Here is a 25,344-nt window from a genome sequence, read left to right as displayed (position 1 = left end):
AACGCGTCGAACCGCAACGGGCGGTCTCAATGGGACTTTCTACGGAGCGGGCGGAAGCTCAGGCAATCAGCCTGAGCTTCTGTCTATCCTGCAACCAGCGTTCGAACTCAGCGGCCGGCATGGCCTGGCCGTACAGGAAGCCCTGCACGTAATCGACGCCGAGCCCCTTCATGAACAGTTCTTCCGATTCGGTTTCGATCCCCTCGGCCACCACCTTCAGATCCAGCTCCTGCGCGACCGCCACCATGGAGCGCACTAACGCTTGCGCCTTGGTGTCCGCGTTGATCGAGCGCACGAAGCTGCGGTCGAGCTTGATCACGTCGAGCGGAATGCGGCCCAGTTGCGACAGCGACGAGTAGCCCGTGCCGAAGTCGTCCAGATGCACCTGCGCGCCGAGCACGCGGAACTGTTTGATGAGCTCCAGCGCGGCCGCTTCGTCTTCGATCAGGCAGCTCTCGGTGAGCTCGAGATCGATCAGGCAAGGGTCGAGGTTAGCGTTCTGCAGCGCCTCGGTGAAATGGCGCACCACGGCCGTATCGACCAGTTGCCGCGCCGACACGTTGATCGCGATGCGCAGGTTGTAGCCGTCCGCTTTCCACCTGGCGGCCTGCTTCGCGGCGGTGTTCATGACCCAGCGGCCGAGCACGCCGATCAGGCCGGATTCTTCCGCATAGCGGATGAACTCCGCCGGCATGATCTGGCCGCGCTCCGGCGAATTCCAGCGCACCAGCGCTTCGGCGCCTTGCACCGTGCCGGTGGCGAGCGACAGCTTGGGCTGGTAATGCAACGTAAGCTGGCCTTCGTCGAGCCCGCGCCGCAGATTGGTGTCGAGCCACATGTACTCGGCGACCCGGCGGTTCATGTCCGGCGAGAACACGCGGTGCGTGCGCTTGCCTTCGTCTTTGGCGACGTACATGGCCGTGTCGGCCGAACGGATCAGCGATTCGAGACTGTCGCCGTGTTCCGGATAGCACGCAATGCCGATCGAGCAGCCGGTGTAGACCTCCACGAGGCCCAACGCGAACGGCGTGCGCATGCGGTCGAGAATGCGCTGCGCGGTGGCTTCGAGTTCGTGCGCGGTGCCCTTGGCCGCGAGCACGATGAACTCGTCGCCGCCCAGCCGCGCGAGCACGTCGCCTTCGTTCAGGCAGGTGCTGATGGCCGACGACACGTCGCGAATCAGCCGGTCGCCGAACACGTGACCGTAGTGGTCGTTGACCTTCTTGAAGTTGTCGAGATCGAGGAACAGCACGCCGACCGCTTCGCCGGGCGCGGCTTCTTCGATCGCGACGCGGATCTTGTCCTGGATCGCGTTGCGGTTGGCGAGGCCGGTGAGCGCGTCGGTATTGGCCAGCAGGGTGAGCCGTTCCTGCGCGAGGCGTTCTTCGGTGATGTCGGTGCCCGAGCAGATCAGGAATTGCTCTTCGACGCCGCTGCCGCTCTGGACGAATTTATTGCGGAACAGGAAGAGCCGTTCGCCGTGCACCGTCTTGATACGCCGCTCGACTTCATACGACACGCCGCGATTGAAGAAGCCGGCAATGTTCTGGCTGGAGGCGGCGCCGTCTTCGGTGGACATGAACAGCGCCCACACGTTACGGCCGATGATGTTCTCTTCCTTGACGCCGGTGAGCTCTTCGGCAAGCCGGTTAAAGCGTTGTATTCGCCCGTGCCTGTCCACGATCACCACGACCGAATTCACTTCGGAGACGACCTGTTCGGCGAACGACAGACCGTGCACCAGATCGCGCGCCACCGATTCGGTGTCGTCGTACGCGGACGCGGTGCCGGCCCAGGTGTTGCTGTTGAGTTTCTTGCCGACCAGATGCAGACGCAACGGTTCGCCGAAGAGGCGCACGTCGAAGACCAGATGCGAGGTGACGCCGGTCAGGCAACGAATCTGCGACGCTTGTTGAGGGTTCAGCGGGATCGCGACATTGGCGGGGATGTCGCCGGTAACGGGCGTGAGTTCGAGCGCGTTGCTGTCGGTCGACAGACGCCAGCATGGGCTGCTTGTGCCGAACTGGGCAAAAAGCACCTGCTCGTGTTGGTCGTCGTTCATGGGATCCCCGGGCGATGTGTGCCGTTGGCCGCCGTAAAGGCGGAAGGCGGCAGACAGTCTTCATCATACTTAAGACTCTACCCATTGTAGCTAAGCGGCTGCGCTTCGGGCTTATAAACATTAACGGAAGGACAGCCCGGAGCTTTAGGGCTTGCTTCAAAATCGGCTTTAGTGCTTCTAAACGACCCGACCGTGTAATTCGCCGCGTAATTCGCTATGTAGTTCGCGTACAAACCGCGTGCAAACCCTAGAATCTTTTTGCCAGCCAGCCGCGTGCCCGCTCCCGTTCGACCGGGTTGTCCTCCACGGTGGGCGCGAACCAGAAAGTCCCTGCCACGAGTGTGGCGATCACCACGCCATCGCGATACAACACCCGATTGCCTGCCACGGCGGGCACGCGTTCTCCGACAAGCAAGGTGCCCGCCAGATTCAACGGATCGGTGCCGGCGACGCACACAAAAGCACCATCGTTCGCATGGCGACGCACCTCGCGCAATAGGGGAATCGCTTCCGGCAACGCAAACTGCTCGCCCGCGAGTCCGTTGACGAAGCGTCCGCCGCGAATCACGCCGCGCGCTTCGAGGCGTTGGAATACGCGCAGCAGATCTCGCCACGGCGGCAGCCAATCGGCCTCGCGTTCGAGCAGGCGCCAGAACACGATGCCATAGCGGCGCAGCAAGGTCATTGCGACATATTCGAGCACGTCGGGCGGCAATTGCCTGCGCCGCTCGGGCGCGGGTGCCGATGTTAACGCTGGCTCGGCGGCGGCCGCCGGGCGGCTGACCAGCGCCCAGCGGCCCGCATCGTCCATTCCTCCGATCAATGCGCTCGACCTCGCGCGCCGGTTGCTGGGGAACGCATTGCGTTTGGCCACCGGCTTCAGCAACGCGCGCAGGCCCGCGAAACTGTCCGAGTTCACGAGACCGGCGGCCACGAGTTCGCCTAATGCGTTCTCCAGTTCCATCCGCAAAACGCGGACTTCCGTCAGTACCTCGTCGAAGAACATCGCGCCATGTTGCGCCAGCGTGTCGTAGACGCTTTGCGCGCGCGCCGACAACGCCGGTTGCTTCGACGGATCGATCAACGCGTTCCACATGCGCACCTGGCCGCGTGGCAACAGCACGATCGGCGTGCTGCGAATCGGTCCCGCGCCGCTGCGTGCTCGGTCGCTCAGACGGGTCCAGACGATTTTGCCGGCCCGGCATAGTTCGTCGAGCGAAGTGTTCGAATAAGCTTTTACGCGGGCCGGCAGAATGTCGTCTTCCCATGCGCCCGCGGCGGCCTGGAAGCCTTCCATCTGGTCGAGCACCGCGGCGAGTGCGTCGCGGCCCTCGCTGCGCGTGTCCGGTGTCAGGTGCTGCCATGCGAACAGGAAGCGCATGAAGTCGTGCCGTTCCACCGGCTCGATTTCGCGGCGTAAGCGTTTCACCGTGTAGCGATGGATGCGTGCGAGCAGATGGCGTTCGCACCATTCCTCTATGTCGGCGTGAGGTGTAAAGCGGCCGCGCATCACGTAGCCTTCCGCTTCGAGGCGCGTCAGCGTCTGTTCGATCGATGCCGCCGGCAACGCCAGCGCCTGTGCAATCGTTTCGACAGGCAGTGGGCCGAAGCCGGTCAAGCGCGCGCGTAGAACGTCGAGCAGGGCGTCGTCGGCGCTCCAGGTTTCGGCGTAGCCTTTGGGCGCCACGAGCGGCGGCGCGTAGCGAGCGGCCGGGACGTCGGGGTAGAGCGCCTGAAAGCAGGTGAGGCGTTCGGCGGGCAGCCACAGTGCGACGTCTTCGCTGACCTGCAGGCGGGTCGCGCGGCCCGACCCGGCCAGCGCGGCGAGCCACGCGGGCCAGTGTTCGTGCGCCTGCGTCTCGGCCTCGGTGATGCAGGCGAGGCCTGTCAGCGCTTCGTGCATCTCGTCGGCGTTGCGCGCCTGCGGCCAGGCTTCGTCGCGCACGCTGTCGATCGCGTCGGCGTCGAGCGCGCCGAGGTCGTCGGCGCTGGCGGGATCGGTCCAGCGGCGATTCATCACCGCCTGCGTGCGACGTTCCTCGATCGGTGCGTCGTCCAGATACGCGTACGGTTTCGCGGTCAGGATTTCGGCGGCCAGCGGCGACGGTGCGGGCAAATCGCGCGCCACCAGTTGCACGTCTCCCTGTTCGATACGGCGCAGCAGCGCCAGCCAGGCGTCACTATCCATCGCGTCGTGCAGGCAGTCGTCGACGGTCTGGTCGACTAGCGGATGACGCGGCAGTTCGCGCTCGCCGACGATGTTCTCCAGACACGCCGCCTGCTCGGGAAACACGCTCGTGAGCAGGTCTTCGCTGCGCATGCGCTGTAATTGCGGCGCGGTTTTGCGGCCGCCGGTGTAACGCGGCAAACCGAGCGCGGTGGTCGCGTTCCAGCGCCAGCGCACGCCGAACAACGGCGCGTCGAGCAGCGCCTGAATCAGCAGATGCTCGGCGCTGTTCGAATGCAGATAGCGCCACACTTCGTCGAGCACGAACGAGTGGCTGCCGGTCAGCGACAGGACGATCGCGTCCTCGGTGGCGGCGGCCTGCAGTTCGAAGTTGAAGGTCCGGCAAAAACGCTTGCGCAGCGCGAGGCCCCATGCGCGGTTCACGCGGCTGCCGAACGGTGCGTGAATCACGAGTTGGGTGCCGCCGGATTCGTCGAAGAAACGCTCCATGACCAGCGTGTTTTGCGTCGGCAGCACACCGAGCGCGGCGCGGGCGCGGGCGAGATAGTCGACGATCTGGCGCGCGGCGGCTTCGTCGAGACCGAGGGTGTCGATGAGCCAGTCGATCGCTTGGTCGAGGCGTGCGGGGTGGGTTTCGGTTTCGGCCGTGGTTTCGGTTTTCGCGTCGAGCAAATGCCCGATCTGCTCTCTTAGCCGCGCCACGCCGAATGACAGTTCGTCGCTGCGCCCCGGTGCCTCGCCGAGCCAGAACGGAATATTCGGCGGCTGGCCTTGCGCGTCCTCGACCCGCACGCGGCCGCTCTCGATCCGCAGAATCCGGTACGACGCGTTGCCGAGCTGGAACACGTCGCCGGCCAGACTTTCAACCGCAAAGTCTTCGTTGACCGTGCCGATGTTGATCGCCTGCGGTTCGAGCACGACGGCGTAGTCGGCATTCTCGGGAATCGTGCCGCCCGAGGTCACGGCCACCAGCTTGCCGCCGCGCCGGCCGCGCAGCGTGCCGCTCACCACGTCGCGGTGGATATACGCGCCGCGCGGACCGTTGCGGCTTGTGTAGCCTTCGGCGAGCATGCGCAGCACGGCGTCGTATTGCTCGCGTTCGAGGTCCGCGTAGGGCGCGGCGCGCCGCACCATGTCGAACAGCGCGTCTTCGTCCCATTCGGCGCTGGAGACTTCCGCGACGATCTGCTGCGCGAGCACGTCGAGCGGCGCGCGCGGAATCCACAACGCGTCGAGTTCGCCGCGCTGCACGCAATCGAGCAGCGCCGCGCATTCGATCAGATCGTCGCGCGAGGCGGGAAACAGCCGCCCTTTGGGCATGCCGCCGACCTGGTGGCCCGAGCGTCCGACGCGTTGCAGGAACGGCGCGATCGCGCGCGGCGAACCCATCTGGCAGACCAGTTCGACATCGCCGATATCGATACCGAGTTCCAGCGACGCCGTCGCGATCAGCACGCGCAATTCGCCACGTTTGAGGCGCTGTTCGGCATCGAAACGATGTTCTTTCGCGAGGCTGCCGTGATGCGCGGCGACCGCGTCCTTGCCCAGACGCTCGGTCAGATGACGCGCGGCGCGTTCAGCCATGCGGCGCGTGTTGACGAAAACCAGCGTGGTGCGATGCATCGCCACCAGTTCAGCGAGACGGTCGTAGACGCGTTCCCACACTTCGTTCGACATGACCGCTTCCAGCGGCACTGGCGGGATTTCCAGCGCGAGATCGCGGGCGCGGATATGGCCGACGTCGATGATCGCGCAGTCGGCGGGCTCGCTGCTCGCGAGGCTCGCACCGCCCACCAGAAAGCGCGCGACCGCGCTGACCGGCTTCTGCGTGGCCGACAGGCCGATACGCGGCAAGCGACGCTGGCACAACGCGTCGAGCCGTTCGAGGCTGAGCGCGAGATGGCTGCCGCGCTTGCTGCCCGCGAGTGCGTGAATTTCATCGACGATGACCGTGCGCACGGTGGCGAGCATGCGGCGGCCGGAGTCGGAGCCGAGCAGCACGTAGAGCGATTCGGGTGTGGTCACCAGAATGTGCGGCGCGCGCTTTTTTAGCGCGTTGCGCTCTTGCTGGGTGGTGTCGCCGGTGCGCACGGCCGTGCGGATGTCGAGCGGCGGCAGGCCGAGCGCGGTGAGTTCTTCGGCGATGCCTTGTAACGGGGCTTGCAGGTTGATGCGGATGTCGTTGGAAAGGGCTTTCAGCGGCGAGATGTAGACCACCAGCGTTTCATCGGGCAGGGCGCCGCCGTTGGCGAGGCCTTGCTGGACCAGATCGTCGAGTGCCGAGAGGAAGGCGGTGAGGGTTTTGCCCGAGCCGGTCGGGGCGGCGACCAGTGTGGAGCGGCCGCTGCGGATTTGCGGCCATGCGGCGGTTTGGGCGTCGGTGGGCGCGGGGAAGGTTTTTTTGAACCAGTTGGAGACGGCGGGGTGGAAGGGGGTTAGAGCGGTTAGCGCGGTGGACGTGGTCGGGGTGGTCGACGTGGTCGATTCGGCCGTGGCCGTGCCCGCCGCTTTGCGCGACGCTTTGGAAGGGCGAGCCGCGTTTAGCGCGGCGGTGGGCTTTGTCTTTGCCGAAGTCATGGAGGCTTAGATGGGGGCGTGGGGGGCCATATCTAGAGGCGGGGTTTCGGGTCAGTCTGGCAGGTTTACGCGGGGTTTGCTGAGGGGGCGTGACGCGAATGACCGTGTGTGCGAGCGAGCCGGGTGGTCGATGCAATCAATTGCAATGAAGCGATTGCGGCACGAAATAAAAACCCCGCGCTAAGCGGGGCTCAATTGGGCAAGGAAGGGAGATATCTACGGCTGCCGGCGAAGGCCGATATTGCAAGTTGCTTCGATCTCGTCGGTGTCCCATCTCCCGCGTCGCATCGCTTCGGCGAGCATGCCCAAGGTAAGCGGCACGAGTTCTGGATCGCGGAATTTCTCCGAGAACACGCCGAGAACTGACTTGATCACGTCGAGGCTGTCCGGGCCAAAGTAGCGACGATACGGGAAACCACAGGCCATGACGTGGAAAGTCTCGGCCCATTTGTCGATAAATTCGACAGCATCAAGCCCAGTTAGCCGGAGGTCTTCTTCAAGCCTGCTAGCCGGTGTCAATTTAAGTGGACCGCCGAAAATCGGTCGCCCCAACTCTTTGCGGGCAAACGCTTCAAGTTGATCCCAAGTTTCATCGGCCATTTCAGAATATCCGGTCTTCGGGTTTTACCAGCCTGTTAAACATCATCACCGAGTGTCTCATGATAAGAAAGACATCGCGAGCCAGCACCACCACACCGATCACCGGAATCGCTCTCCCAACGAACGCCCCAAGACTTCTGGTCATCGCAATCCGAAGACCGCCGATTCCGGCACGGGTAATGGTAGGTAAACGGATTGCCACGTTGAAGGGGAGGAGTTGCCGCGCTGCTAGCGAAGCGACTGAAGTACCTGTCACCGCACCGCCAAGCTTCCCTGCAACGGGCACATCATTGTTACCCAGCAAGATAGCTGCCGCACTGGCAAGGTCATCGAGACCAAGTTGCTTTCGGGTTTCGTCCAAAGCCACGAAGACAAACAGGTCCACGGGGCGAAGGTTGGTATGGAGGCCATATCTGTAAATGTTGTGATTATCACTCATCGCATTCTCCGGCAGAAGGTCGCGATTTTAGCGGGCCAATTATTCCAATTTATGCGATTTCGATATTGGGATGACCGTTATGTGTGATGGGTGCTTGGTAAGCAGCGGGACGATATGGTGAATTTGTTGGTGAGGTTGTTTTTTCGGGTTTAGATGGCGCTTGTTAGTATTGATTTTAAAGAATTTTGACAATTAATCGTCGACCTCAACTTTGGCCGCAACGACGAATCTTTTTGTTGATTGAACGCCAGGTAAAGATTAGAGGCGACGAGAAATTTGCCTCGACAGATTGAACCAAATCTCGCCGCGTTCGTGACAACCTCTAACACCGAGCCCCTAGCCCCGATCCGCCCCCAGCCGACTTCTCTCAATTGCCGTAACCTCCATGCTTCACCCATCCACCCCTTCACGGCGGAGTCTTGGCAATGCGGTGTAATCGGTTAGTTCGCATCGGTGTGTTTGTTTCAGAAATACGAGTATCAGCCATCGTTGCTGCTGAACCGACTGTAGCCAGAGCTCGCTGAAGCTCCGAAGAATTCATCGCGTGGTCGGGGACACTGTCGAGGCTTCTCGGCAGAATTTCTCTCCCGCGTTGGCATACGGTCGGTGTGAGAGGCCGTTCGTAATATGGTCTGCGTCCCAACAAGCGACACAATTTGATCGGGGGAAATATGGAAGATGACGAATTTGTGCAGGCGGTTGTGAACCGCCCCGGGAATCGTGGAGGCTGGTTGGTTTAAGTTAATGCGGGTTCGGCGACCGGTGTTTCAAGTTGCCGATAGTAGTTTGCCTCAGCTTCAGCAGGCGGGATGTAGCCGAGGGGTGCCATCAATCGATGATGATTGAACCAGGCCACCCATTCCAGCGTTGCCAACTCGACGGACTCCCGTGTTTTCCAGTTGCGGCGATGAATCAGTTCGGCCTTGTACAAACCGTTGATTGTCTCGGCCAGTGCATTGTCGTAACTGTCGCCACGGCTACCAACCGAGGGCTCGATTTCTGCTTCGGCCAGTCGCTCGCTATAGCGAATGCTAACGTATTGCGAGCCTCTGTCGGAGTGATGTATCAACGTTCCATCGCCGCCTGGGCGCCGCGCACAAAGTGCCTGTTCAAGTGCATCCAGAACGAAGTCTGTAGTCATCGACGAACTGACGCGCCAACCGACGATCCGTCGGGCGAACACGTCGATCACGAAGGCCACGTAGAGCCAGCCCTGCCACGTCGATACATAGGTGAAATCAGAAACCCAGAGCTCGTTTGGCCGGTCCGCCCTGAACTGCCGGTTGACCCGATCCAGCGGGCGAGCGGCCGCCGCATCGGCAATCGTCGTGCGAGCACGTTTGCCTCGCATTACGCCACGCAAACCCAGTTGCTTCATCAGCCGTTCGACCGTGCAGCGAGCCACCGCGATATGCTCCCGGTTCATCTGCTTCCAGACTTTATCCGCTCCGTAGACACGCAGGTTGGCTTGCCAGACACGCTGGATCTCGGGCCGCAGGCGTTCATCGCGTATAGCGCGAGCGCAGCGGCGCGACGGATCGCGAAGCTGCGCAGCATGGCGCCGGTAGCCCGACGGGGCAATCCGCAAGACCTTGCAGATCGGCTCGACCCCGAAGGTGTCGCGATGCTGATCGATGAAGGCCTTCAGGACTTCAGGCGGCGGTCGAGCTCCGCCTGGGCGAAAAACGCGCTCGCCAGTTTCAGAATCTCGTTGGCGCGGCGCAGTTCCTTGACCTCGCGCTCCAGTGCTTTAAGACGTTCGCGTTCCGACGTGCTCACGCCCTCGCGCTCGCCACTATCGACTTCATCTCGTTTGACCCACCCCAGCAATGTCTGGCTCGTGCAGCCGATCTTCGGGGCGATGGATTCGATCGCTGCCCACTGTGACGGATACTCGCCCCGATGCTCTTGCACCATGCGCACTGCACGTTCCCGGACTTCAGCAGAAAATTTGTTCGACTTGTTCATGGCTCCATTCTCTCAAGAGTTGGAGCCTCCACCAAATCCGGGGCGGTTCAGTTGAGGCCTCGCAGAAGCATCAACAAAAAGTTCTCGCGGACGTGCTTAGGAAAGGGCCCTACGGGCAAAAGGTTGTCGGGAAGGCATCGCAGATGGCCTCAACATTCGCGGAGGACGACGGCCTGCACCCGACGCTTGATGTCGAGAATCGCGAGTGGCGATATACGCTCAAGCAAGGACTGCGGGCCGCGTGTGTTGGGCGCGAGGATGCCGCCGCTGTGCTAATCGTGATGTCGACTGTATATATCAGCCTGATCAACTTCTTCAATTCCTTGCATCTTAACAATCGCAAGGTTGACGAGCTTGAACTGACGAACATTACCTATAAGGACCCGGATAGAGATCTTGTGATTGAGCGCCGCCTTAAGGCGTTACGCACATTTGCGATTGGCCTCAAGGATGAGGATAACGCTTTGGATGACCGGATTGAAGCGTTGCTAAAGAGCATCGATGCATGGCTGGGAGACCATTGCCATGGATCGTGCTAAACCGAAGCAGCAGTGAGCGGCCACGGGCCGAAAATGAAATTCGGGGAAATAATGATGAAAAAAATACTACTTCTGACCATGCTGTTAGCCGGTTGTGCGAGCGTTTCGGATATCGACACCAGCAAGATTGACGCGAGCTGCGCCCAGTCCTGCACGTCTACCTATTCGGAGTGCCTCGGTAAGTTCACGCTGTTTCCATTGATTGCGCAGCACCAATGCACCGATGCCATGCATCTGTGCGCGGCCGCATGTCCTTCGAGGGGAGCTACAGCACCCGCCCCTCCTGTGAGCGCAACGCAGCGGCTTCAGGACCTGGCCGACCTTTATAAGCATGGTTTGATCACCAAGGAAGATTACGATGCGAAGCGCAGCGAAATTCTGAAAGGCATTTAGGCCAACACATGCGCTTGGGTTGTCTCCTTCCGATATCCCGAAGACGTGACAGGCAAAATAAATTGATTGCATTGAAGGCCGCCCTTGTCGTGGGCTTTTTTGTCTAGGTCCGCAACGCTCATCGTCACGTCAATTGGCATGGCATTTTTCGCCCGAATGACCTTGGTCATGCGGTCTGTCTCATCGGCCTCGCAGGTGGCAATTCTCATCGGAACGATCGAGCCGCCGCCGTTTTCTTCCTCTACCGACTTCTTGCATTTTGCATCGCGGCGCTTCTTCCACGCGGTGATTTTCTTTTCGAGTCCTGTCTTGCAGGTAGCGGGTTTCTCGTCCAACGCATCTTGTAGTTTCTGCTCGGCCACCACCTGATCGCGCCATGCGCAAAAGTTCAGACTGGTCTGGTTGGCGTCGCAGTTCGCCAGCATGCCCTGCACTTCACTTGCGGGTAATCCGCTTTGTTTCGAGATCACGTCAGCGGGGTCAGGGGCGGTGGCGAATGCCGATGAGCATACGACTGCCAACAGCACGGACGCGCGCTTCATTGCGCACCGTGCCTGAAGGGCTCCGCCTCTTTGCAGCGTCGACTGATGAGTCCGTTCACCTTGCGTGATGGCTGGCGCCTGCCATGTGCGTCCCGACGCTGTGCGCGGTAGTGTCGTGTGCCGATGTTGACGAGCGACATAACCAATCCGACGACGATCAGGCAGGCGAAGAAAATCACGACCCCGACGAGATCAAACATATCGTCAGGATTGTCGTACGCGTGGATGCCAGGCAGACGCAGCGCGAACCGGATGGACCCGGTCAACCATGGCCATTCGACAGGCAGATTGGCAATGTACCGGGCGAGCAGCACGCCTGGCACCAGCGTTGCTGCCACGTTTGCAATGTATCGAGCGATCCGCATCGCTTTATGGCTTCGCCAACTCCGCCAGACACGCATCCCTCACGTTTTGCAACGCCGGGTCATGCACGTCGCGCAACGCGGCTTTGGCGCGCCTGATGTACGCCGGAATATCTTTAACCGTGTCTTCGATGAACGGAGCAGAGCAGACGCGACGAACGCCAAGCACCGGCCCGTTATTCGGATCAATGGCCTTGAGTACCGCTTTGGGGTTCTTTGGAAGAGCGTACGCCAGCCCGATTCCAAGGTCTTCGGAATTTCCGCCGTCCGTCCCTTCGGCCAGCTTCGGCGCAAGCGCAACCCATGCCGTGTTACCGGAATCGATGCGAGTCAGGACGTTATCCCACTCTGACTCCGACATGCCGCTCACCGTAGCCTTTGCACCTTTGTCATCAAGCTGCTTTGCCAGAACGGACGCGTTGGGTTGAGCCGCAATTGTCGGCGCGGCCGAGCAAGCCAGTACGAGTGCCAATGTGAAACCAGAAGCGCGCTTCATTGGATGACCTCTAAGCGTCGGTCACCGCTCGACCATATACGGTGGCGAGTATGAACGCCCATGATGATGCATCCGTCAGATGCCTGTCCCGGATGAGCCGTGCTGTCGCCGTGGATTCGGAAAGCGCTTCGCCCGAAAGTATTCGTTCCCACCATGGGCGCGAGGTTGAGCGTGAAGCTCCCGGTGTGTGGCGAGCTGTGAGGCGCACCGATTTGCCAGCTACCGCGTGGGATCGGTCCGACGTTTTGAATTGACTGCATGGCCGGATTATTTTTACCGGACCTATCCGTGATTTTGTGGGCGAGGCATATCATGAAGGATGAAAATCATGGATATGCCGATCATGAAAAAGAAACGTACCGTCGCCTCCCAGGCAGCGGCCCGAGGGCCGCTGCCTGAGCTGCCTGAAGGTCTGCTTGATGAACTGGTGAAGGGTCCGATGACGCCTGTCCAGGTTCAGGACCTGATGCTGGCGTTCAACAAGGCCATCATCGAGCGCGCAATGGGCGCCGAGATGAACATGCATCTGGGCTACCCGCCGGGCCAGCCCAAGCCTGACGGCCAGGCCAACGAACGCAACGGCGCCAGCGGCAAGACAATCATCACCGAGCGCGGCCCCGTCAGGCTCGATCTGCCGCGCGATCGTGAGGGCAGTTTCGCGCCGATCCTGATTCCCAAACACGAGCGCCGTTTCACGGGCTTCGATGAGCGCATCATCGCCATGTACGCCCGCGGCATGAGCGTGCGCGAGATTCAGGCGTTTCTGGCTGAAAGCTATGGCACCGAGGTCTCACCCGACTTCATCAGCTCAGTCACTGACGAAGTGATGGCTGAAACGCTGGCCTGGCAAAACCGCCCGCTCGAGCCGATGTACCCGGTGGTGTTCTTCGACGCGCTACGCGTGAAGATCCGTGGCGACGGCGTGGTGAGCAACAAGGCCGTCTATCTGGCGCTGGGTATCCAGGCCGACGGCCAGCGCGACGTACTCGGCCTGTGGATTGAACAGACCGAGGGCGCGAAGTTCTGGCTCAAGGTGTTCAATGACCTCAAGACCCGCGGTTGCCAGGACATCCTGATCGCGGTGGTGGACGGTCTGAAAGGACTGGCCGAGGCGATCGGGACGGCGTACCCCCGCACGGCGGTGCAGACCTGCATCGTGCATCTGATCCGAAACAGTCTGGAGTACGCCAGCCACAAGGACCGCAAGGCGGTCGCCACGGCGCTGCGTCCGATCTATGCAGCCGCGAGCGAACAGGCTGCACAGCAGGCCTTGCAGGACTTCACTGAAGGACCCTGGGGAACGAAGTATCCGACCATCGTGCAATCCTGGCAGCGCGCCTGGGAACACGTCACACCGTTCTTCGTGTTTCCTCCGGAGATACGCCGGGTCGTGTACACAACAAACGCCATAGAGAGTCTGAACATGCAACTGCGCAAGATCATCAAGACCCGAGGCCACTTCCCCAACGACGAGGCCGCCATCAAGCTGCTGTGGCTGGCGCTACGTAACGTGCTGGCAAAGTCCGTGAGAGCGGCATTCGACTGGAAAGCGGCGATGAACCAGTTTGCTATCCTGTTTGGCGAGCGCTTCACGCTCGCACGTGGCTAGAAATCTTTAACCCGCCTCGCACACAAAAATGCGGACAGGTTCTTTTTACCGGTCGCAGCACCCGAGTAACCCGTTTCGACAGAGTCGCCATTAAACGAAAGTTTTCCGGTGCTTTGCTGAAATGTCCAAGGCATAAGGCCGACCCAAAAGCTGAAAACGCCAATTCTATATGAGGAATAGGGTTGATTTTATGCCTCGGGAATCTGATCCTGATGCCGTAGCAAAATTTTACATATGCACGTTCTAGCGTTGAATCCGCCGCCTGCCCTGATATCGCCAGGAATTAATTTAGTCGTTGTACGAACTCCTGCTTATGTCGTCAAAAGCCTCTGAGCCAGGAATACATCACGACTAATCCCACAGCCCCCGCTGTTTGTCAAAATCCCACACAATCGACAGCGCCAATGTTCGGCCGGTCATTGAACGTACCGGATGACCATTGCCGCCCCCCCAGCCGACTTCCCCCAATTGCAGTAACCTCTACGCCTCACCCATCCACCCCTTCACGATGGAGTCTCGGCAATGCGTTACAACCAGTTAGGCCGCACCGGTATTTTTGTTTCAGAACTATGTCTGGGCACGATGACTTTCGGCGGCGGCGAGGGCATCTGGAAGCAGATCGGCGATCTGCAGCAGGCCGACGCGGAGCGGCTGGTCGGCCGGTCGCTCGACGCGGGCATCAACTTCATCGACACGGCCGACGTCTACGCGGGCGGCCTGTCCGAACAGATCACCGGCCAGGCGCTGAAAAACCTCAAGGTGCCGCGCGACAAAGTCGTCGTGGCGACCAAAGTGTTCGGCCAGACCGACGAGTTTCCGAATGCGCGCGGCGCGTCGCGGTATCACATCATCGACGGTGTGAAGGCGAGCCTGAAACGCCTGCAACTCGATCACGTCGACCTGTACCAGATCCACGGTTTCGATCCGGCCACGCCGATCGAAGAAACCGTGCGCGCGCTCGACACGCTGGTTCAGCACGGCCACGTGCGCTATGTCGGGGTGTCGAACTGGGCCGCGTGGCAGATCGTCAAGGCGCTCGGTATCGCGGAGCGGCTTGGGCTCGCGCGTTTCGAATCGCTGCAGGCGTATTACACGCTGGCCGGGCGCGACCTCGAACGCGAACTCGTGCCGATGCTGCACAGCGAAGGTTTGGGCCTGATGGTGTGGAGTCCGCTCGCGGGCGGTTTGCTGAGCGGCAAATATGGACGTGAGCAGCAGGGCGAGACGGGCAGGCGTCGCACGACGTTCGATTTTCCGCCGGTCAACCGTGAGCGCGCGTACGACTGCATCGACGTGATGCGCGACATCGCGGAGGCCAAGCACGTATCGGTCGCGCAGATCGCGCTCGCGTGGTTGTTGCACCAGCGGGCGGTGACGTCGGTGATCGTCGGCGCTAAAAAAGTCGAGCAGCTCGACGACAACATCGCCGCGACCGCCGTCGCGTTGACCGCGGATGAACTGGCGAAGCTCGATCAGGTCAGCACGCTGCCGGCCGAGTATCCGGGCTGGATGCTGGAACGGCAGGGTGAGGCGCGTCGCAAGCAGTTGGAGGAGGCGCGGCACGCGGTGTAATCGCAGCGAAAGATGATCTGCACGGGGGGCGTTCAGAATGTGAAGATGCAGACGGAGCTATCTGCTTTGTTCGCAGGACATGTCTTGGTTCACCGGGCGAGCATCTGACGTTCGCTAGTCCATTTGACGGCACAAGCCCGCTCTGGCAGCGGGCTTTTTTGTCCTCACGGTTTGTTCGATAGCACGACGGGAGCTATTTATGACGGATTGCACGAACAATGATGCCGTCCCACCCAAAGACGATCCGCTGCTCGTCCATCCGGAAAACCGCGAAGCAATTATCGCTTGCTACAAAAGCGGTCTTTGCCGGCAATCCGGTTTCGTTAACTCTAAGGTCAAACTGTTTCGTCAATTCCGACTGGGTGTTGACTTCTTTAACGCTAAATCCCGTATTAGGTTTGCACATCTCCTTATCGAAGCTCATCGATGTCGGCGTAATTCTCATGGTCATGCCAAGAATTCGCTTCGCCTCGGGGATGCCGCCGGAAACATCGGCGTAGTCGACCACATCTGTCACGACCCAATTCCCGACGAAATCGCCGATCGCGGCGTGTGGCGTTTGCGCGGCACAGACGGACATCCAGGCGGTCAACGCGAGCATTGCACAGGAAAGCTTTCGAACGATCATTGTCCGACCTGCAGGAAGGGTGCGGATTCACGTTGACGGCGGTTTCTCAATCCTCCGCTCGCCCGCGCCGGGCCAACTCTTCGTCCGCTGCTATCGCGCGGCGTGATCATGACGTTGAGCATCATTTTCGCCGCAACGGCCTTCATGTTCCCTGTATTCGCGGGCGTTAGCGCGTCGACCGTATTCTGGCGCGACGAGTTATAGGCAAAAGACACTGCGGCATCGAACTGTGCCTGGGTCAACTCATGCTGTGTGACGACAGCTTTGACCGCTAGCTCTGCGTCACGAACCCGACTTTGAAGGACTGCGTTCGCCTGTTCGGGTAGAACTGTGCGCGCGAGTTCCTCCTGCGTACACGGTCCCAAATAAGCCAGCGTGCCAATGCCCCATGTGCAGTTTCCATGCTTCGGCGCGTCGTTGTAGTAGCGCATCACAACGCCTTCATTGAAGCGCAGAGCGCTGTAACCCGCCTGGCTCATGGTTTTGTCGGCATTCGCATTTGGAATGGCTGGATCCCGCGTATAACAAAAGTACGAGGAATATATCAAAGCGGGCGCCGCGTTGAAACACCGTTTGGCAAGTCGGCATTGTATTAATGCATTATGAATGCCAGCCTGCTGGGACGCCTCGACATTGCCATGCGTTGTAAATGCCCGGTGCCAGTACACCCCGTTTTCCGGCCGACGTCCGATGTTCTGAATACGCGCAGTGCGTTATCACATCATCGACATCGTCGGCCGTATCCGTCAGCCGTTACCGACCCGCATCCACCGCGTCGCTCGAATAAGCCGCGACCGCATCCATCGTCCGGGCCGAGTACACCATCGCCGCGCCGGCATTCATCGCCACTGCCACGCCCAGCGCTTCGGCGATTTCATCGCGCGTCGCGCCATGCTTCAGCGCTTCGGCCGTATGCACCGTAATACAACCGTCACAACGCAAGCTCACCGCGACAGCCAGCGAAATCAGCTCACGCGTTTTCGCGCCCAGCAGATCGCTTTTCTGACCGGCGCTCGACATCGTCTGATAGGCCCGGACGGTATCCGGCGACAGTTTGCCGATTTCGCCGATGCGGCCGAACAGTTCTTTGCGGTATTCGATCCAGTTCAACATGGCCATGCTCCTTCGTCTTTATTGCGCGTCGGCGGGTGCCGGCGTCGTGAGACAAAGTATTGCGCTGTACCGCGATATCCTGAATACTCGATTCGATCAACTTTTAGCGCGATCGTCTCATGGACATGCTCAGCCGATTGATCGACCTTGCCCGCCCGCAAGCCAGCCTCGATCTGCGTTGCCTGCTCTCGGGCGGCTTCGACATCGATCACGCGCCAATGGAGACGGGTATTGCGCCGTTTCATCTTGTGCTCGGGGGCGCTTGCCTGATCGAAACCACCGGCGGCGGGGAAGTGGCGCTGCGGCCGGGCGATTTCGTGCTGTTTCCGCGCGGTGCGGCGCATCGCGTGCGCAATGTGGCGCGGACCAGCGCCACGGCGCCGCTGACGCTAGGTCACGACGGCATGCTGCCCGTGCGACGCAACGACGGCAACGACGGCAACAATGGCGACACCGGCAACGCGCCCGCGGCGCAGCCCGACGTCGATCTCCTCTGCGGCCGCTTCGTCTACTCGCCGGGTTCATCCGCGTTACTGCTGAATGCGCTGCCCGATCCGTTCCACGTCTCGCTCGGCGGCGCGCAGGCGCTCGGGCCGTTGCAAACGGTGATCGCGCTGATGCGCGCCGAGGCGGAGCATCGTCAACCGGGCGCGCTGGCCATCGTCACCGCGCTGAGCCACGCGCTCTTCGCGATGGCCTTGCGCGTGCATGGCGAGCAGAACACGTCGACCTCCGGCGTGCTGACGCTGCTCGCTGACGCGCGTCTGGGCGCATCCGTACAAAGCATGTTGAGCGCGCCGGAGCGTGCATGGACCATCGCCGAACTGGGCGACCTCGCCGCGATGTCTCGGGCCACTTACGCGCGCCATTTCAACGAGCGCGCGGGCATGACGGTAATGGACTTTCTCACGCAGATCCGTATGACGATCGCGTGCGATCTGCTGTTGCGCACGCAGCGCAGCGCGGCGGAGATCGGCGAGATGGTGGGCTATCAATCGGAAGCCGCGTTTGGCAAGGCGTTTCAGCAAAGCGTCGGCGAGACGCCGGGGCGTTATCGGCGTCGGCCGCAGGAGGGTGATGCGGCGCAAAGTGAATGATTTAGTGCGAGGAGAGCGACGCACCGCAAAGCAAAAAAGCGGGTGAAAAGGCCGCCATTCCCCGCGAAGCGAACTTCCCTCACGTATTCCGCGGCTTCCCAAACCACCGCTGTTCAACCTTCGACATCAACCACGCCATCAACAACGCGCAGACCGTGCCCAAGGTCACCTCACCCAACCGCAGCAACGCCTTATCCCAGGGCGGCCCCATCCCCGGCACCAGCAGCATGATCGTCGCGGTGATCCCGCCCAGCCGCGCCGCGCTACCCACATTCAGAATCCAGCACACGACAATCGCGACGCCCACCGTCGCCGCATAAGCCGCGAAATAGCCGCCACCAAGCAGCGCTCCCGCCAACCCGCACACGCCACCCACCATCGCGCCAATGAACTGATCGCGCGACAGATTGCGCGTGTCGATATAGCTATGCTGGCTGACCGCGATCGCGGTGATTGCGGCCCAGAACGCCTGCTCGGTATGCAGCAGGCGGCCGATCCCGAACGCGAGACTCGCGCCGGCCACCGCCTGCACCGCCATGAAACCGCCTTCGATCAGCCGCTCGCCGAGCGGCAACGCCTTCAGAAAGGCAAACAGCGAGTTGGCTGCGCTCGCTCGCGCATTACGTGTCGATTCGTCGGGTAAGGTCATCGAAAGAGGAGGCCTTATTGCAGCATGAAGGTCTCGTATTCTAGCGATTCCAATTTACGATCGAGCAGGTAAAGGCTCGCCAGCACGACCACCAGCAGTGCGCTCGCGAAACCATAGCCGTAGAAAGCAGGATTGAGCGCGAGCGTCAGCGCCGTGAAAATCACGTTCAGCGCGACGAACCCCGCCACCAGACACAGCACGATCTTGCGTTTGTCGAGATAGAAGAACACGTTGATCGTGCCCATGAACACGACCTGCATGCTGGCGGCGATTACGTCGATATAAAGCAGCGGCAGATACAGCGTCGAAATTTTCAGCCACGACAGCAGCACGGTGCCGGCGGCGAACAGCACCATCGCGGCGATGGTCTGCACCTTGATGATTTCCCAGATGCCGTTGCGTAGCGCTTCCACCATCGCGTTGCGCATGCGTTCGATATGCTGCAGCGACGCACCTTCGCGCACCGCGTCGTAGAAGGCATCGTAGTACTCCACGAAGTCGGTTTCGATCCGCATCAGAAACACCGCCATGCCCGGAATGATCGCGAGATACGCGAGAAACACGGGAATGTCGTAAATGAGCGACGCTCGCAGTGGCCCGATCACCTGCTGGCCGGTACCGGGCGAGTACCAGAACATGAACTTGTCGACCCAGATCGCGAGGTTATAAAGCAGACCGGTGAGCATCAACGACGGATAACGGTACTGCTTCCAGAACATTTCGAACGAGATGAAATGATCGCTGCGGTAATCGCGGTAGATCAGCGAGAGCAGCCCGACCAGCAAGATCGTCTGGCCGGTCACGAAACCCGACAGCAATCCGGTCAGGCCGAAGCGGTTGAGCGCGAGAGCCGCGCCGGTGGTGAAGGTATAGCCGATAAAGAACACCACGATAATCGACACATACTGCTTCATGCCCGACAGAAAAATCGTCGCGATCCAGATGTTGCACATCACGACGAAGCCGGCCAGCATCAGCAACCGGTAGGCGACGGTCTGCTGCGGAAACAGCAGCACGATCGCCAGCGTGCCGAGCACCGCCGCCGCTACCGTCACGACGAACGCCACTGCGTGGTAGTTCGGCAGCACCAGGTCGTCGCGCTTTTCGAACAGACGGTCCGAGGTAAAACGCGTGTAGGCGAGTTGCAACGGACCGGTGAGGATCAGCGACAGCGAGATCAGATACGTCACCGAAACCTGAAACTGCGTGATGAGCCCAGTGGGCAAGACGAACGGCAGGCTCAGCACACCGATCAGCAGAATGCCGACGATCGACAGCACCCACGGTCCCGCGCCGATCAACCCGGCGTACGTATAAGCCTGCATCAGCCCCAGCAGCGTATCGCGGCGAAGCATCTTGCGCAGTTCGAACCCGATTCCGGCCATGGCGATCCGTTCCGTTTGCGTTAAGTGGGTGGGTGGTGGCTCAGTGCGACATCCGCGTCGTGTCAGCGCCGCTTCAGGACAGCGCCTGCTGAGGCGTCGGCTCCAGATCCGCCAGCGCGGTGAGCCGCGCATACAACTCGCGATACGAGCCGACCATCTGATCCTGCGTATAAAACCGCTCGACCCGTGCAATGCCCGCTTTTTGCGCCGCGTGCCAGTTGCGTTCGTCGAGCAGGTCGAGCGCCGCTTCGGCGAGTGCGCGCGGATCGGCGATCTGCACCACGCGGCCCGCCGTGCCGAGCGCCGCGTCCTCGCCGTCGAGTCCGTAGATCAACTGACGGCACGAGCCGACATCGGTCGTCACGGACGGCACGCCCGCCGCAAACCCTTCAAGCACGACGAGCGGCAGCGCTTCGGAAATCGAACTCAGCACGAGCACGCCGCATTTAGGCAGCAACTCGTCGATCTTCTGGAAGCCGAGAAACTTCACCTTGTCCTGCAAGCCGAGACTCTCGACCAACGCGCGGCATTCGTTCGCGTACGACTCGTCTTCGTCTTCCGGACCGGCGATCCAGGCTTCGGCCTCCGGCATCTGGCGCACCACGGTCAGCATCGCGCGAATGAAGGTCTTGATGTCCTTGATCGGCACCACGCGGCCGATCAGGCACAGCGTCTTCGGCACCTGCGCGCCGCGTTGCGCGCGCAGCGGCGCGAGCCGCGGCAGGTTCACGCCGTTGGGAATATTGGCGGTCTTGGATTCGGGTGCGCCGTCAACGATCTGACGTCGACGGTTACCCTCGTACAGCGCGATGATGTCCTCGGCGGCGTCGTAGCAAACGTGGCCCAGCGTTTCGAAGAAACGCACCCACAGGTCGCGGAAATAGCCGATCTGCGACACGTCGCGTTCGAAGATGCTGCGGTTGTCGCGAATCCATTGGCTCTGGAACAGATCGATCTTGCGTTCCTTCGTGTAGATGCCGTGTTCGGACACCAGCAGCGGACGGCCATGCCGGTAACGCAGCAACGCGCCGAGAAACCCCGCGTAGCCGGTCGAGACGGTATGGAACATCTTCACCTTGGGCAGTTCCTCGGCAATGCGGGCCAACTGCCACAGCGGCTTGTGCATGATGCGCACGGTCCAGAAATAGTCGACGAACGACGGGTCCGTGCAGAACTGCCGGTATTGATCGGTCAGGTAAGTCCACGATTCCTTCGAATACAGAAACGCTTCTTCACCGAGCGCGCCGCCGGGACGCAGATCGTCGAGCATGTCCCTGAGCATCCGGCCGGCGGCCTGGCGCATGGCGGGGTTGCGCAGCTTCTCGTGCATCTGGCCGGCCTGCATGAAGGCGGCGGGGTCGCCGGCCTGGCGGCGGATCATCGGCGGCGGCGCGAAGTCGTAGAGATAGTGATTCTCCAGGTGCACGACGTTGTCGGGCAACGCATACGACATCTTCGGATAGTCCTGTGGACGACTACCGAGAAAGCACAGCGCGAACGTGTACTCCGGGAACGCGCGAATGATCTGGTTGACCCAACTGGAGACGCCGCCGCTCACATACGGGAACGTGCCTTCGAGCAGCAGCGCGATGTCGGCGGAGGCCGCGCGCGGGAGGTTGGCCGGGGCGTGCGGGGTTTGCGCAGCGTGTGCAACGGTAGCGGTGGCGGTTTTGGGCGCGTTCATGTTGAGCGTCTCGGCGGGGCGTCCGGCGCGGACGGATGGTCGGGCATGGCACGGCGCATGGCGCCGCGGGCCGATGAGTCGGAGGAATTAGACGAGTTGGAAGCGTCGGGCGCGTTCGCGTCGGCGCCGGCCGCGCGCGGGTCGGAAGCGGCGCTCGCCTTACCCGCTTCACGCTCTTGCCAGAACGCCAGCACCGCATGCAGCGTCGAGCCACCCGCGTGACTGTCCATCTCGCGCAGCAATCGGCGTACGCGCGCGAAATCGCGCCGCAAATAAGCGGCTTCGGCGAGATACGGCAGCATCCGTTCGCGCGGAAAACCGCAGTCGATAGCGCGTTGCAGCATCGTGTCGGCGTTGTCGAGTTCGCGGCGGTCGAGCGCGAGGCGGCCGCGCAGACGCCAGAGCGAGGCGTCGTCGGGATCGGCGTCGAGCGCGGCGATGGCGAAGCCGTCGGCCTGATCGGCGGCGTTGCGATAGACGTCGCCGGTGACCAGGTGTTCGTAGATCAGTTCGCTGTATAGCTCGGCGAGAGTTTTGTTGGCGCGTCGCCGGTCGGTGTCGTTCAGCTCCGGATGCAGCTTGCGGTCGAGCTTGGGTCGTTCCACCAGAATCCGCTGCGTGAGGGCTTTCTCGCGATTGTCGAGAATCCCATACGCCAGCAGGCGGATGTCGTCGAGCGGGTCGGCCAGCATGCCTTGCAGCAAGGGGGAAACGGTGCGCGCGGGCATCGATTGCATGGCCAGCAGGGCGGTCATGCGAAACGCGGTGCCGGCGTCGGCATTCTGCAATTCCGCCTTCAGACGCGCGCCACGGCCGTACGACACGTTGCCGATCAGGTTGGCGGCGAATTCGGGCTCGTCGATCTGCGTGACCGGCAAGCGCTCGGCCGGACGCGGCAGGATTCTCGCGATGGCCAGCGCGCCGAGCGTGCAGGCCACGCCGCCGATCGGCAGCGCGAAGTTCAGGAACCACAGCGCGGCGAGTACGCTTTTGCGCGGCGCGCGGTAACGCTGCGGCAGCGCGCGTGCAATGCCGAGCGAGATCAGCAGGGCGGCCAGCGCCTGCATCAGCAGGCAGAGCAGCAGCGTGTGCGTGTTCAGGCGCGCGGCGTCACCGGCCGGTGCGTCGTCGGGGAGGCCGCCGAGCCATTGTGCGGACGTATCCGGCGCGCCGTGGGTGGCGATCAGGAAAACCGCGAGTTGCAACGCGACGCCGCCGAGCCCGGCGAGCAAAGCCAGCGCCGCGCCGACGCCTCCCGTCCCCCGCGCCGAATCCGCGTCAGGCTCGCGCATCGCAGCGCTCCAGCAAACGCCGCAATTCATTCACCGGATCCGCGTCGGCGATCAGCATCGCGTGCACGGCAATCCGGGCCGACTCAAAATCGACGCCATATTGCGCGCGCAAATTGTCTTCGATCCGCAGCAGATAACCATCGATCGAGCCTTCCCCCGACAGCGGCATCAACGTCAGAATCGCGCGCTGCGGCCCGTTGTTACGCGCCCATTGCACGTCGAGCGCGCGTCGCGTGCGCAGCACGTGGTCGTACCAGGTGGTGCTGGCCGTGCGCTCGTCGAACACCAGCGCAACCAGCGACGAGCGCACCTGCGTATCGCGATACAGATGCACGAGCCGCGCGTAATCGAGCGCGAAATCGTACGGACAATCGGGAAACGCCTGCAACATGTCGCGCGTCACGTCGGCATGTTGCACGCCATCCGCGTAGTAGTTGCACAGCACCAGCAGGAATTGCAGGTTGTCGCGCGTCAACGCGAGAAACGGCATGCGTTCGATCACCAGCAGGCCGACCGGTTGCTTCAGCGCGTCGATCAACGGCACGCAGGCGATATAGCGGCTTTGCGCGGCCTTTTGCTGGGATGCCGATTCGATATGCACCAGCGTGCGGACCTCGAGTGCTTCGCGCACCAACGGGTCGTCCGCGTCGAGCTCGAACGTGGTGCCGATCCACGCGGCGGCTTCGTGATGCGGATGGCCGTCGCGCCACGCGTAAAGACGCGCGCCTTCGAGCTGACAGGCTTGGGCCGCAGTGTCGAGAAACTGTTGCGCGCCGCGCAGATCCACCACGCCGAGCTGCGCGTTGCTGGGCTCCTGGGTCAGCGTCACCGCCCGCATTCGCGCCAGCGAATCGCGCAACGTGGCGGGGCGGCCTAGCAGATCCTGTTCGAGGCGCTCATGCGAGAGCCGCAGCAGAAACTGATTGCGCGTGAGGATCGAAAGCCGCTCGGCGAGGTAGTCGTTGGCCATGCGCGCCTGGCCGAGCCGCGTGATCCACACGTCGCCGAATTGTCCGCACAGCAGCGTGAACGCAAAGCCGCCGAAGAAGAAGCCGACCGGAAACGGCTGCGCCTCCATTCGCGGCTCGCTCAGCGCATGCGCGATCGAACCGAGCGACGACGGATCCGCGCCCGGATACAGCACGTACCACGCGCCGAGCAGAATCAGCCCGGAGAACGTCCCAGCAATCGATCCGTAACGCAACGCGAGCACGATCGGCACGCTCCAGATCCACACGAAGCCGACGTGAATCAGCAGCGGGTTGTGCGGCCGGAACAGCCAGCACAGGCCGATCGCGAGCAGCGTCGCGAGGACCGATTCGAACGAGGTGATGGCGCGGCGACGCATCGAGCCGCGCGGTGGCGCGATCAGCCGCGCCCACCACGAGCCCGCGCCGACGCTTTGCGCCTGGCGGCGCCTGAAGCGGGAGCGCGGCGCGAATGGATCCGGAGCACGCGTGTTCATGGCGAGGACTTCCTGATATCGGTTGAAAGACCACTGGCGTGAGCGCCGGGCCCGCGCGTTCGCTGTGAATGCTGCGAAGGCTCACGGGGGGGCAGGCGCGTCGGCATGATCTCGACTCAGCGCGCCAGCGGGCTCAGCAACTCGCGTTCGAGCTTCTGCGCAACGCCCGACACCGCGTCGCGGCTCCAGCCGGTGCGGCTGCCGGTGCCGGTCCAGACGACCTTGCCGCTCTGCACGTCGAGCACGTCGAGCGTGATGCCGACAGCCGGTTCGCCATCCACGCCGACCTTGTAGCGCCACTCGTTGACCGCGCCGCTCAGCGCATAGTGCGCGTTCTGCTGACGCGCCCAGTTCAGCGCGTTCTGCTGCGCGTCGGGCTTGGCCGGATCGAACAGCGTTTCGTCGTCGGCGCTGGTCGGATAGCGTGTCAGATTCGCGTAGCCATACGCACTCAACAGGCTTTGCGCGATCGATGCCGCTCGCTGTCCGGCTTGCGGCGTCTCGGTGTTGTTGGCGATCGGCAGGATCACCCACGTATCGCTCTTCGAGAACGCCGGCGCGGTGCTGCGGTCGATCACCGAGCAACCGCCCAGCGTTGCACCGAGCGCGGCGCCGAGCACGATCGACAGCATCGCGGCGCGCACGCGCGGCCGCTTCGTTTGAGCTTGTTTTGCTTGGTCCATC

23 protein-coding genes and 1 other annotated feature are annotated in these 25,344 nt (G+C 61.9%); of the genes, 5 read left to right on the top strand and 18 right to left on the bottom strand.

All coding sequences use genetic code 11. The features are described 5' to 3' along the window. Positions 1-58 precede the first annotated feature (58 nt). From pdeR to GGD40_RS22295, 5 genes are all read right to left on the bottom strand, one after another. Positions 59-2,062 carry a cyclic di-GMP phosphodiesterase gene (gene pdeR / locus GGD40_RS22315; RefSeq protein WP_179745121.1) on the bottom strand — a complete coding sequence of 668 codons (2,004 nt, stop codon included), beginning with the start codon at positions 2,060-2,062 and terminating at the stop codon, positions 59-61. Positions 2,063-2,309: 247 nt separating this feature from the next. Further along, entirely contained in the window at positions 2,310-6,827 is a 4,518-nt protein-coding gene (locus GGD40_RS22310) for a DEAD/DEAH box helicase (RefSeq protein WP_179745120.1), read from the bottom strand. A 216-nt stretch (positions 6,828-7,043) separates the two neighbouring features. Beyond that, positions 7,044-7,427 carry a DUF1493 family protein gene (locus GGD40_RS22305; protein ID WP_179712930.1) on the bottom strand — a complete coding sequence of 128 codons (384 nt, stop codon included), beginning with the start codon at positions 7,425-7,427 and terminating at the stop codon, positions 7,044-7,046. Between the two features lies 1 nt (position 7,428). Beyond that, entirely contained in the window at positions 7,429-7,866 is a 438-nt protein-coding gene (locus GGD40_RS22300) for an STM2901 family protein (protein WP_179712932.1), read from the bottom strand. A 736-nt stretch (positions 7,867-8,602) separates the two neighbouring features. Further along, positions 8,603-9,834 (bottom strand): IS3 family transposase gene (locus tag GGD40_RS22295; RefSeq protein ID WP_179703322.1). Its coding sequence is split into 2 segments (ribosomal slippage): positions 8,603-9,546 and positions 9,546-9,834, totalling 1,233 coding nucleotides; the frame shifts between segments, so codons are not numbered across the junction. After that, positions 9,440-9,556 (bottom strand) — a sequence feature (AL1L pseudoknot). Its footprint overlaps the gene before it by 117 nt. A 143-nt stretch (positions 9,835-9,977) precedes the next feature. On the opposite strand from GGD40_RS22295, the gene GGD40_RS22290 reads away from it, so the two are divergent. Beyond that, the gene (locus GGD40_RS22290; RefSeq protein ID WP_179745119.1) at positions 9,978-10,373 is read left to right on the top strand and encodes a hypothetical protein; all 396 of its coding nucleotides are present in this window, start codon (positions 9,978-9,980) and stop codon (positions 10,371-10,373) included. Positions 10,374-10,406: 33 nt separating this feature from the next. Then, positions 10,407-10,766: an SHOCT domain-containing protein gene (locus GGD40_RS22285; RefSeq protein ID WP_179745118.1), complete on the top strand. Its 360-nt coding sequence runs from the start codon at positions 10,407-10,409 to the stop codon at positions 10,764-10,766. Here the strand turns inward: GGD40_RS22285 and GGD40_RS22280 are convergent. The 4 genes from GGD40_RS22280 to GGD40_RS22265 are packed head-to-tail and all read right to left on the bottom strand — an operon-like array spanning position 10,763 to position 12,480. Further along, the gene (locus GGD40_RS22280) at positions 10,763-11,308 is read right to left on the bottom strand and encodes a lysozyme inhibitor LprI family protein (protein WP_179712940.1); all 546 of its coding nucleotides are present in this window, start codon (positions 11,306-11,308) and stop codon (positions 10,763-10,765) included. The two genes, GGD40_RS22285 and GGD40_RS22280, sit on opposite strands and share 4 nt — an antisense overlap. Next, positions 11,305-11,646, bottom strand: coding sequence for a hypothetical protein (locus GGD40_RS22275; RefSeq protein WP_179745117.1), 342 nt, complete (start codon positions 11,644-11,646; stop codon positions 11,305-11,307). The genes GGD40_RS22280 and GGD40_RS22275 overlap by 4 nt, the downstream gene beginning before the upstream one ends. A 31-nt stretch (positions 11,647-11,677) precedes the next feature. Continuing rightward, positions 11,678-12,166 (bottom strand): hypothetical protein, encoded by a 489-nt coding sequence (locus tag GGD40_RS22270; protein WP_179745116.1) that lies wholly within the window; start codon positions 12,164-12,166, stop codon positions 11,678-11,680. Further along, positions 12,163-12,480, bottom strand: coding sequence for a tlde1 domain-containing protein (locus GGD40_RS22265; protein ID WP_179745115.1), 318 nt, complete (start codon positions 12,478-12,480; stop codon positions 12,163-12,165). Before GGD40_RS22265 ends, GGD40_RS22270 begins: the two co-directional genes overlap by 4 nt. Positions 12,481-12,500: 20 nt before the next feature. On the opposite strand from GGD40_RS22265, the gene GGD40_RS22260 reads away from it, so the two are divergent. After that, positions 12,501-13,775, top strand: a complete 1,275-nt coding sequence (locus GGD40_RS22260; protein WP_373565319.1) for an IS256 family transposase — start codon at positions 12,501-12,503, stop codon at positions 13,773-13,775. A gap of 522 nt (positions 13,776-14,297) precedes the next feature. After that, entirely contained in the window at positions 14,298-15,347 is a 1,050-nt protein-coding gene (locus tag GGD40_RS22255; RefSeq protein ID WP_179745114.1) for an aldo/keto reductase, read from the top strand. Positions 15,348-15,540: 193 nt separating this feature from the next. Here the strand turns inward: GGD40_RS22255 and GGD40_RS22250 are convergent, their stop codons facing one another. From GGD40_RS22250 to GGD40_RS22240, 3 genes are all read right to left on the bottom strand, one after another. Then, entirely contained in the window at positions 15,541-15,975 is a 435-nt protein-coding gene (locus GGD40_RS22250; RefSeq protein ID WP_179712949.1) for a hypothetical protein, read from the bottom strand. Then, entirely contained in the window at positions 15,972-16,454 is a 483-nt protein-coding gene (locus GGD40_RS22245; protein ID WP_179745113.1) for a glycoside hydrolase family protein, read from the bottom strand. The genes GGD40_RS22250 and GGD40_RS22245 overlap by 4 nt, the downstream gene beginning before the upstream one ends. Before the next feature lie 274 nt (positions 16,455-16,728). Continuing rightward, positions 16,729-17,088 (bottom strand): carboxymuconolactone decarboxylase family protein, encoded by a 360-nt coding sequence (locus GGD40_RS22240; RefSeq protein ID WP_179712953.1) that lies wholly within the window; start codon positions 17,086-17,088, stop codon positions 16,729-16,731. A 119-nt stretch (positions 17,089-17,207) separates the two neighbouring features. Here GGD40_RS22240 and GGD40_RS22235 point away from each other — a divergent pair, with 119 nt between their 5' ends. Then, complete coding sequence (locus GGD40_RS22235) at positions 17,208-18,185, top strand: AraC family transcriptional regulator (protein WP_179745112.1); 978 nt, start codon at positions 17,208-17,210, stop codon at positions 18,183-18,185. 79 nt (positions 18,186-18,264) lie between these two features. Here the strand turns inward: GGD40_RS22235 and GGD40_RS22230 are convergent, their stop codons facing one another. From GGD40_RS22230 to GGD40_RS22205, 6 genes are all read right to left on the bottom strand, one after another. Next, positions 18,265-18,834: an FUSC family protein gene (locus GGD40_RS22230; RefSeq protein ID WP_179712957.1), complete on the bottom strand. Its 570-nt coding sequence runs from the start codon at positions 18,832-18,834 to the stop codon at positions 18,265-18,267. Positions 18,835-18,848: 14 nt separating this feature from the next. Then, positions 18,849-20,219: an exopolysaccharide Pel transporter PelG gene (pelG, locus tag GGD40_RS22225; RefSeq protein WP_179745111.1), complete on the bottom strand. Its 1,371-nt coding sequence runs from the start codon at positions 20,217-20,219 to the stop codon at positions 18,849-18,851. Between the two features lie 73 nt (positions 20,220-20,292). Further along, entirely contained in the window at positions 20,293-21,903 is a 1,611-nt protein-coding gene (gene pelF, locus GGD40_RS22220) for a GT4 family glycosyltransferase PelF (RefSeq protein ID WP_179745110.1), read from the bottom strand. Continuing rightward, positions 21,900-23,195, bottom strand: a complete 1,296-nt coding sequence (locus GGD40_RS22215; RefSeq protein ID WP_257030547.1) for a sugar ABC transporter permease — start codon at positions 23,193-23,195, stop codon at positions 21,900-21,902. The genes pelF and GGD40_RS22215 overlap by 4 nt, the downstream gene beginning before the upstream one ends. Then, a complete protein-coding gene (locus tag GGD40_RS22210; protein ID WP_179745109.1) occupies positions 23,182-24,660 on the bottom strand; it encodes a PelD GGDEF domain-containing protein in 1,479 nt (492 codons plus the stop codon). The genes GGD40_RS22215 and GGD40_RS22210 overlap by 14 nt, the downstream gene beginning before the upstream one ends. Positions 24,661-24,776: 116 nt before the next feature. Beyond that, positions 24,777-25,292, bottom strand: coding sequence for a penicillin-binding protein activator LpoB (locus tag GGD40_RS22205; protein ID WP_257030690.1), 516 nt, complete (start codon positions 25,290-25,292; stop codon positions 24,777-24,779). Positions 25,293-25,344 lie beyond the last annotated feature (52 nt).

This window comes from Paraburkholderia bryophila (assembly GCF_013409255.1).
Taxonomy (GTDB): Bacteria; Pseudomonadota; Gammaproteobacteria; order Burkholderiales; family Burkholderiaceae; genus Paraburkholderia.
Note: the sequence above shows the minus strand (reverse complement) of the source record. Positions and strands in the feature narration are given on the sequence as shown.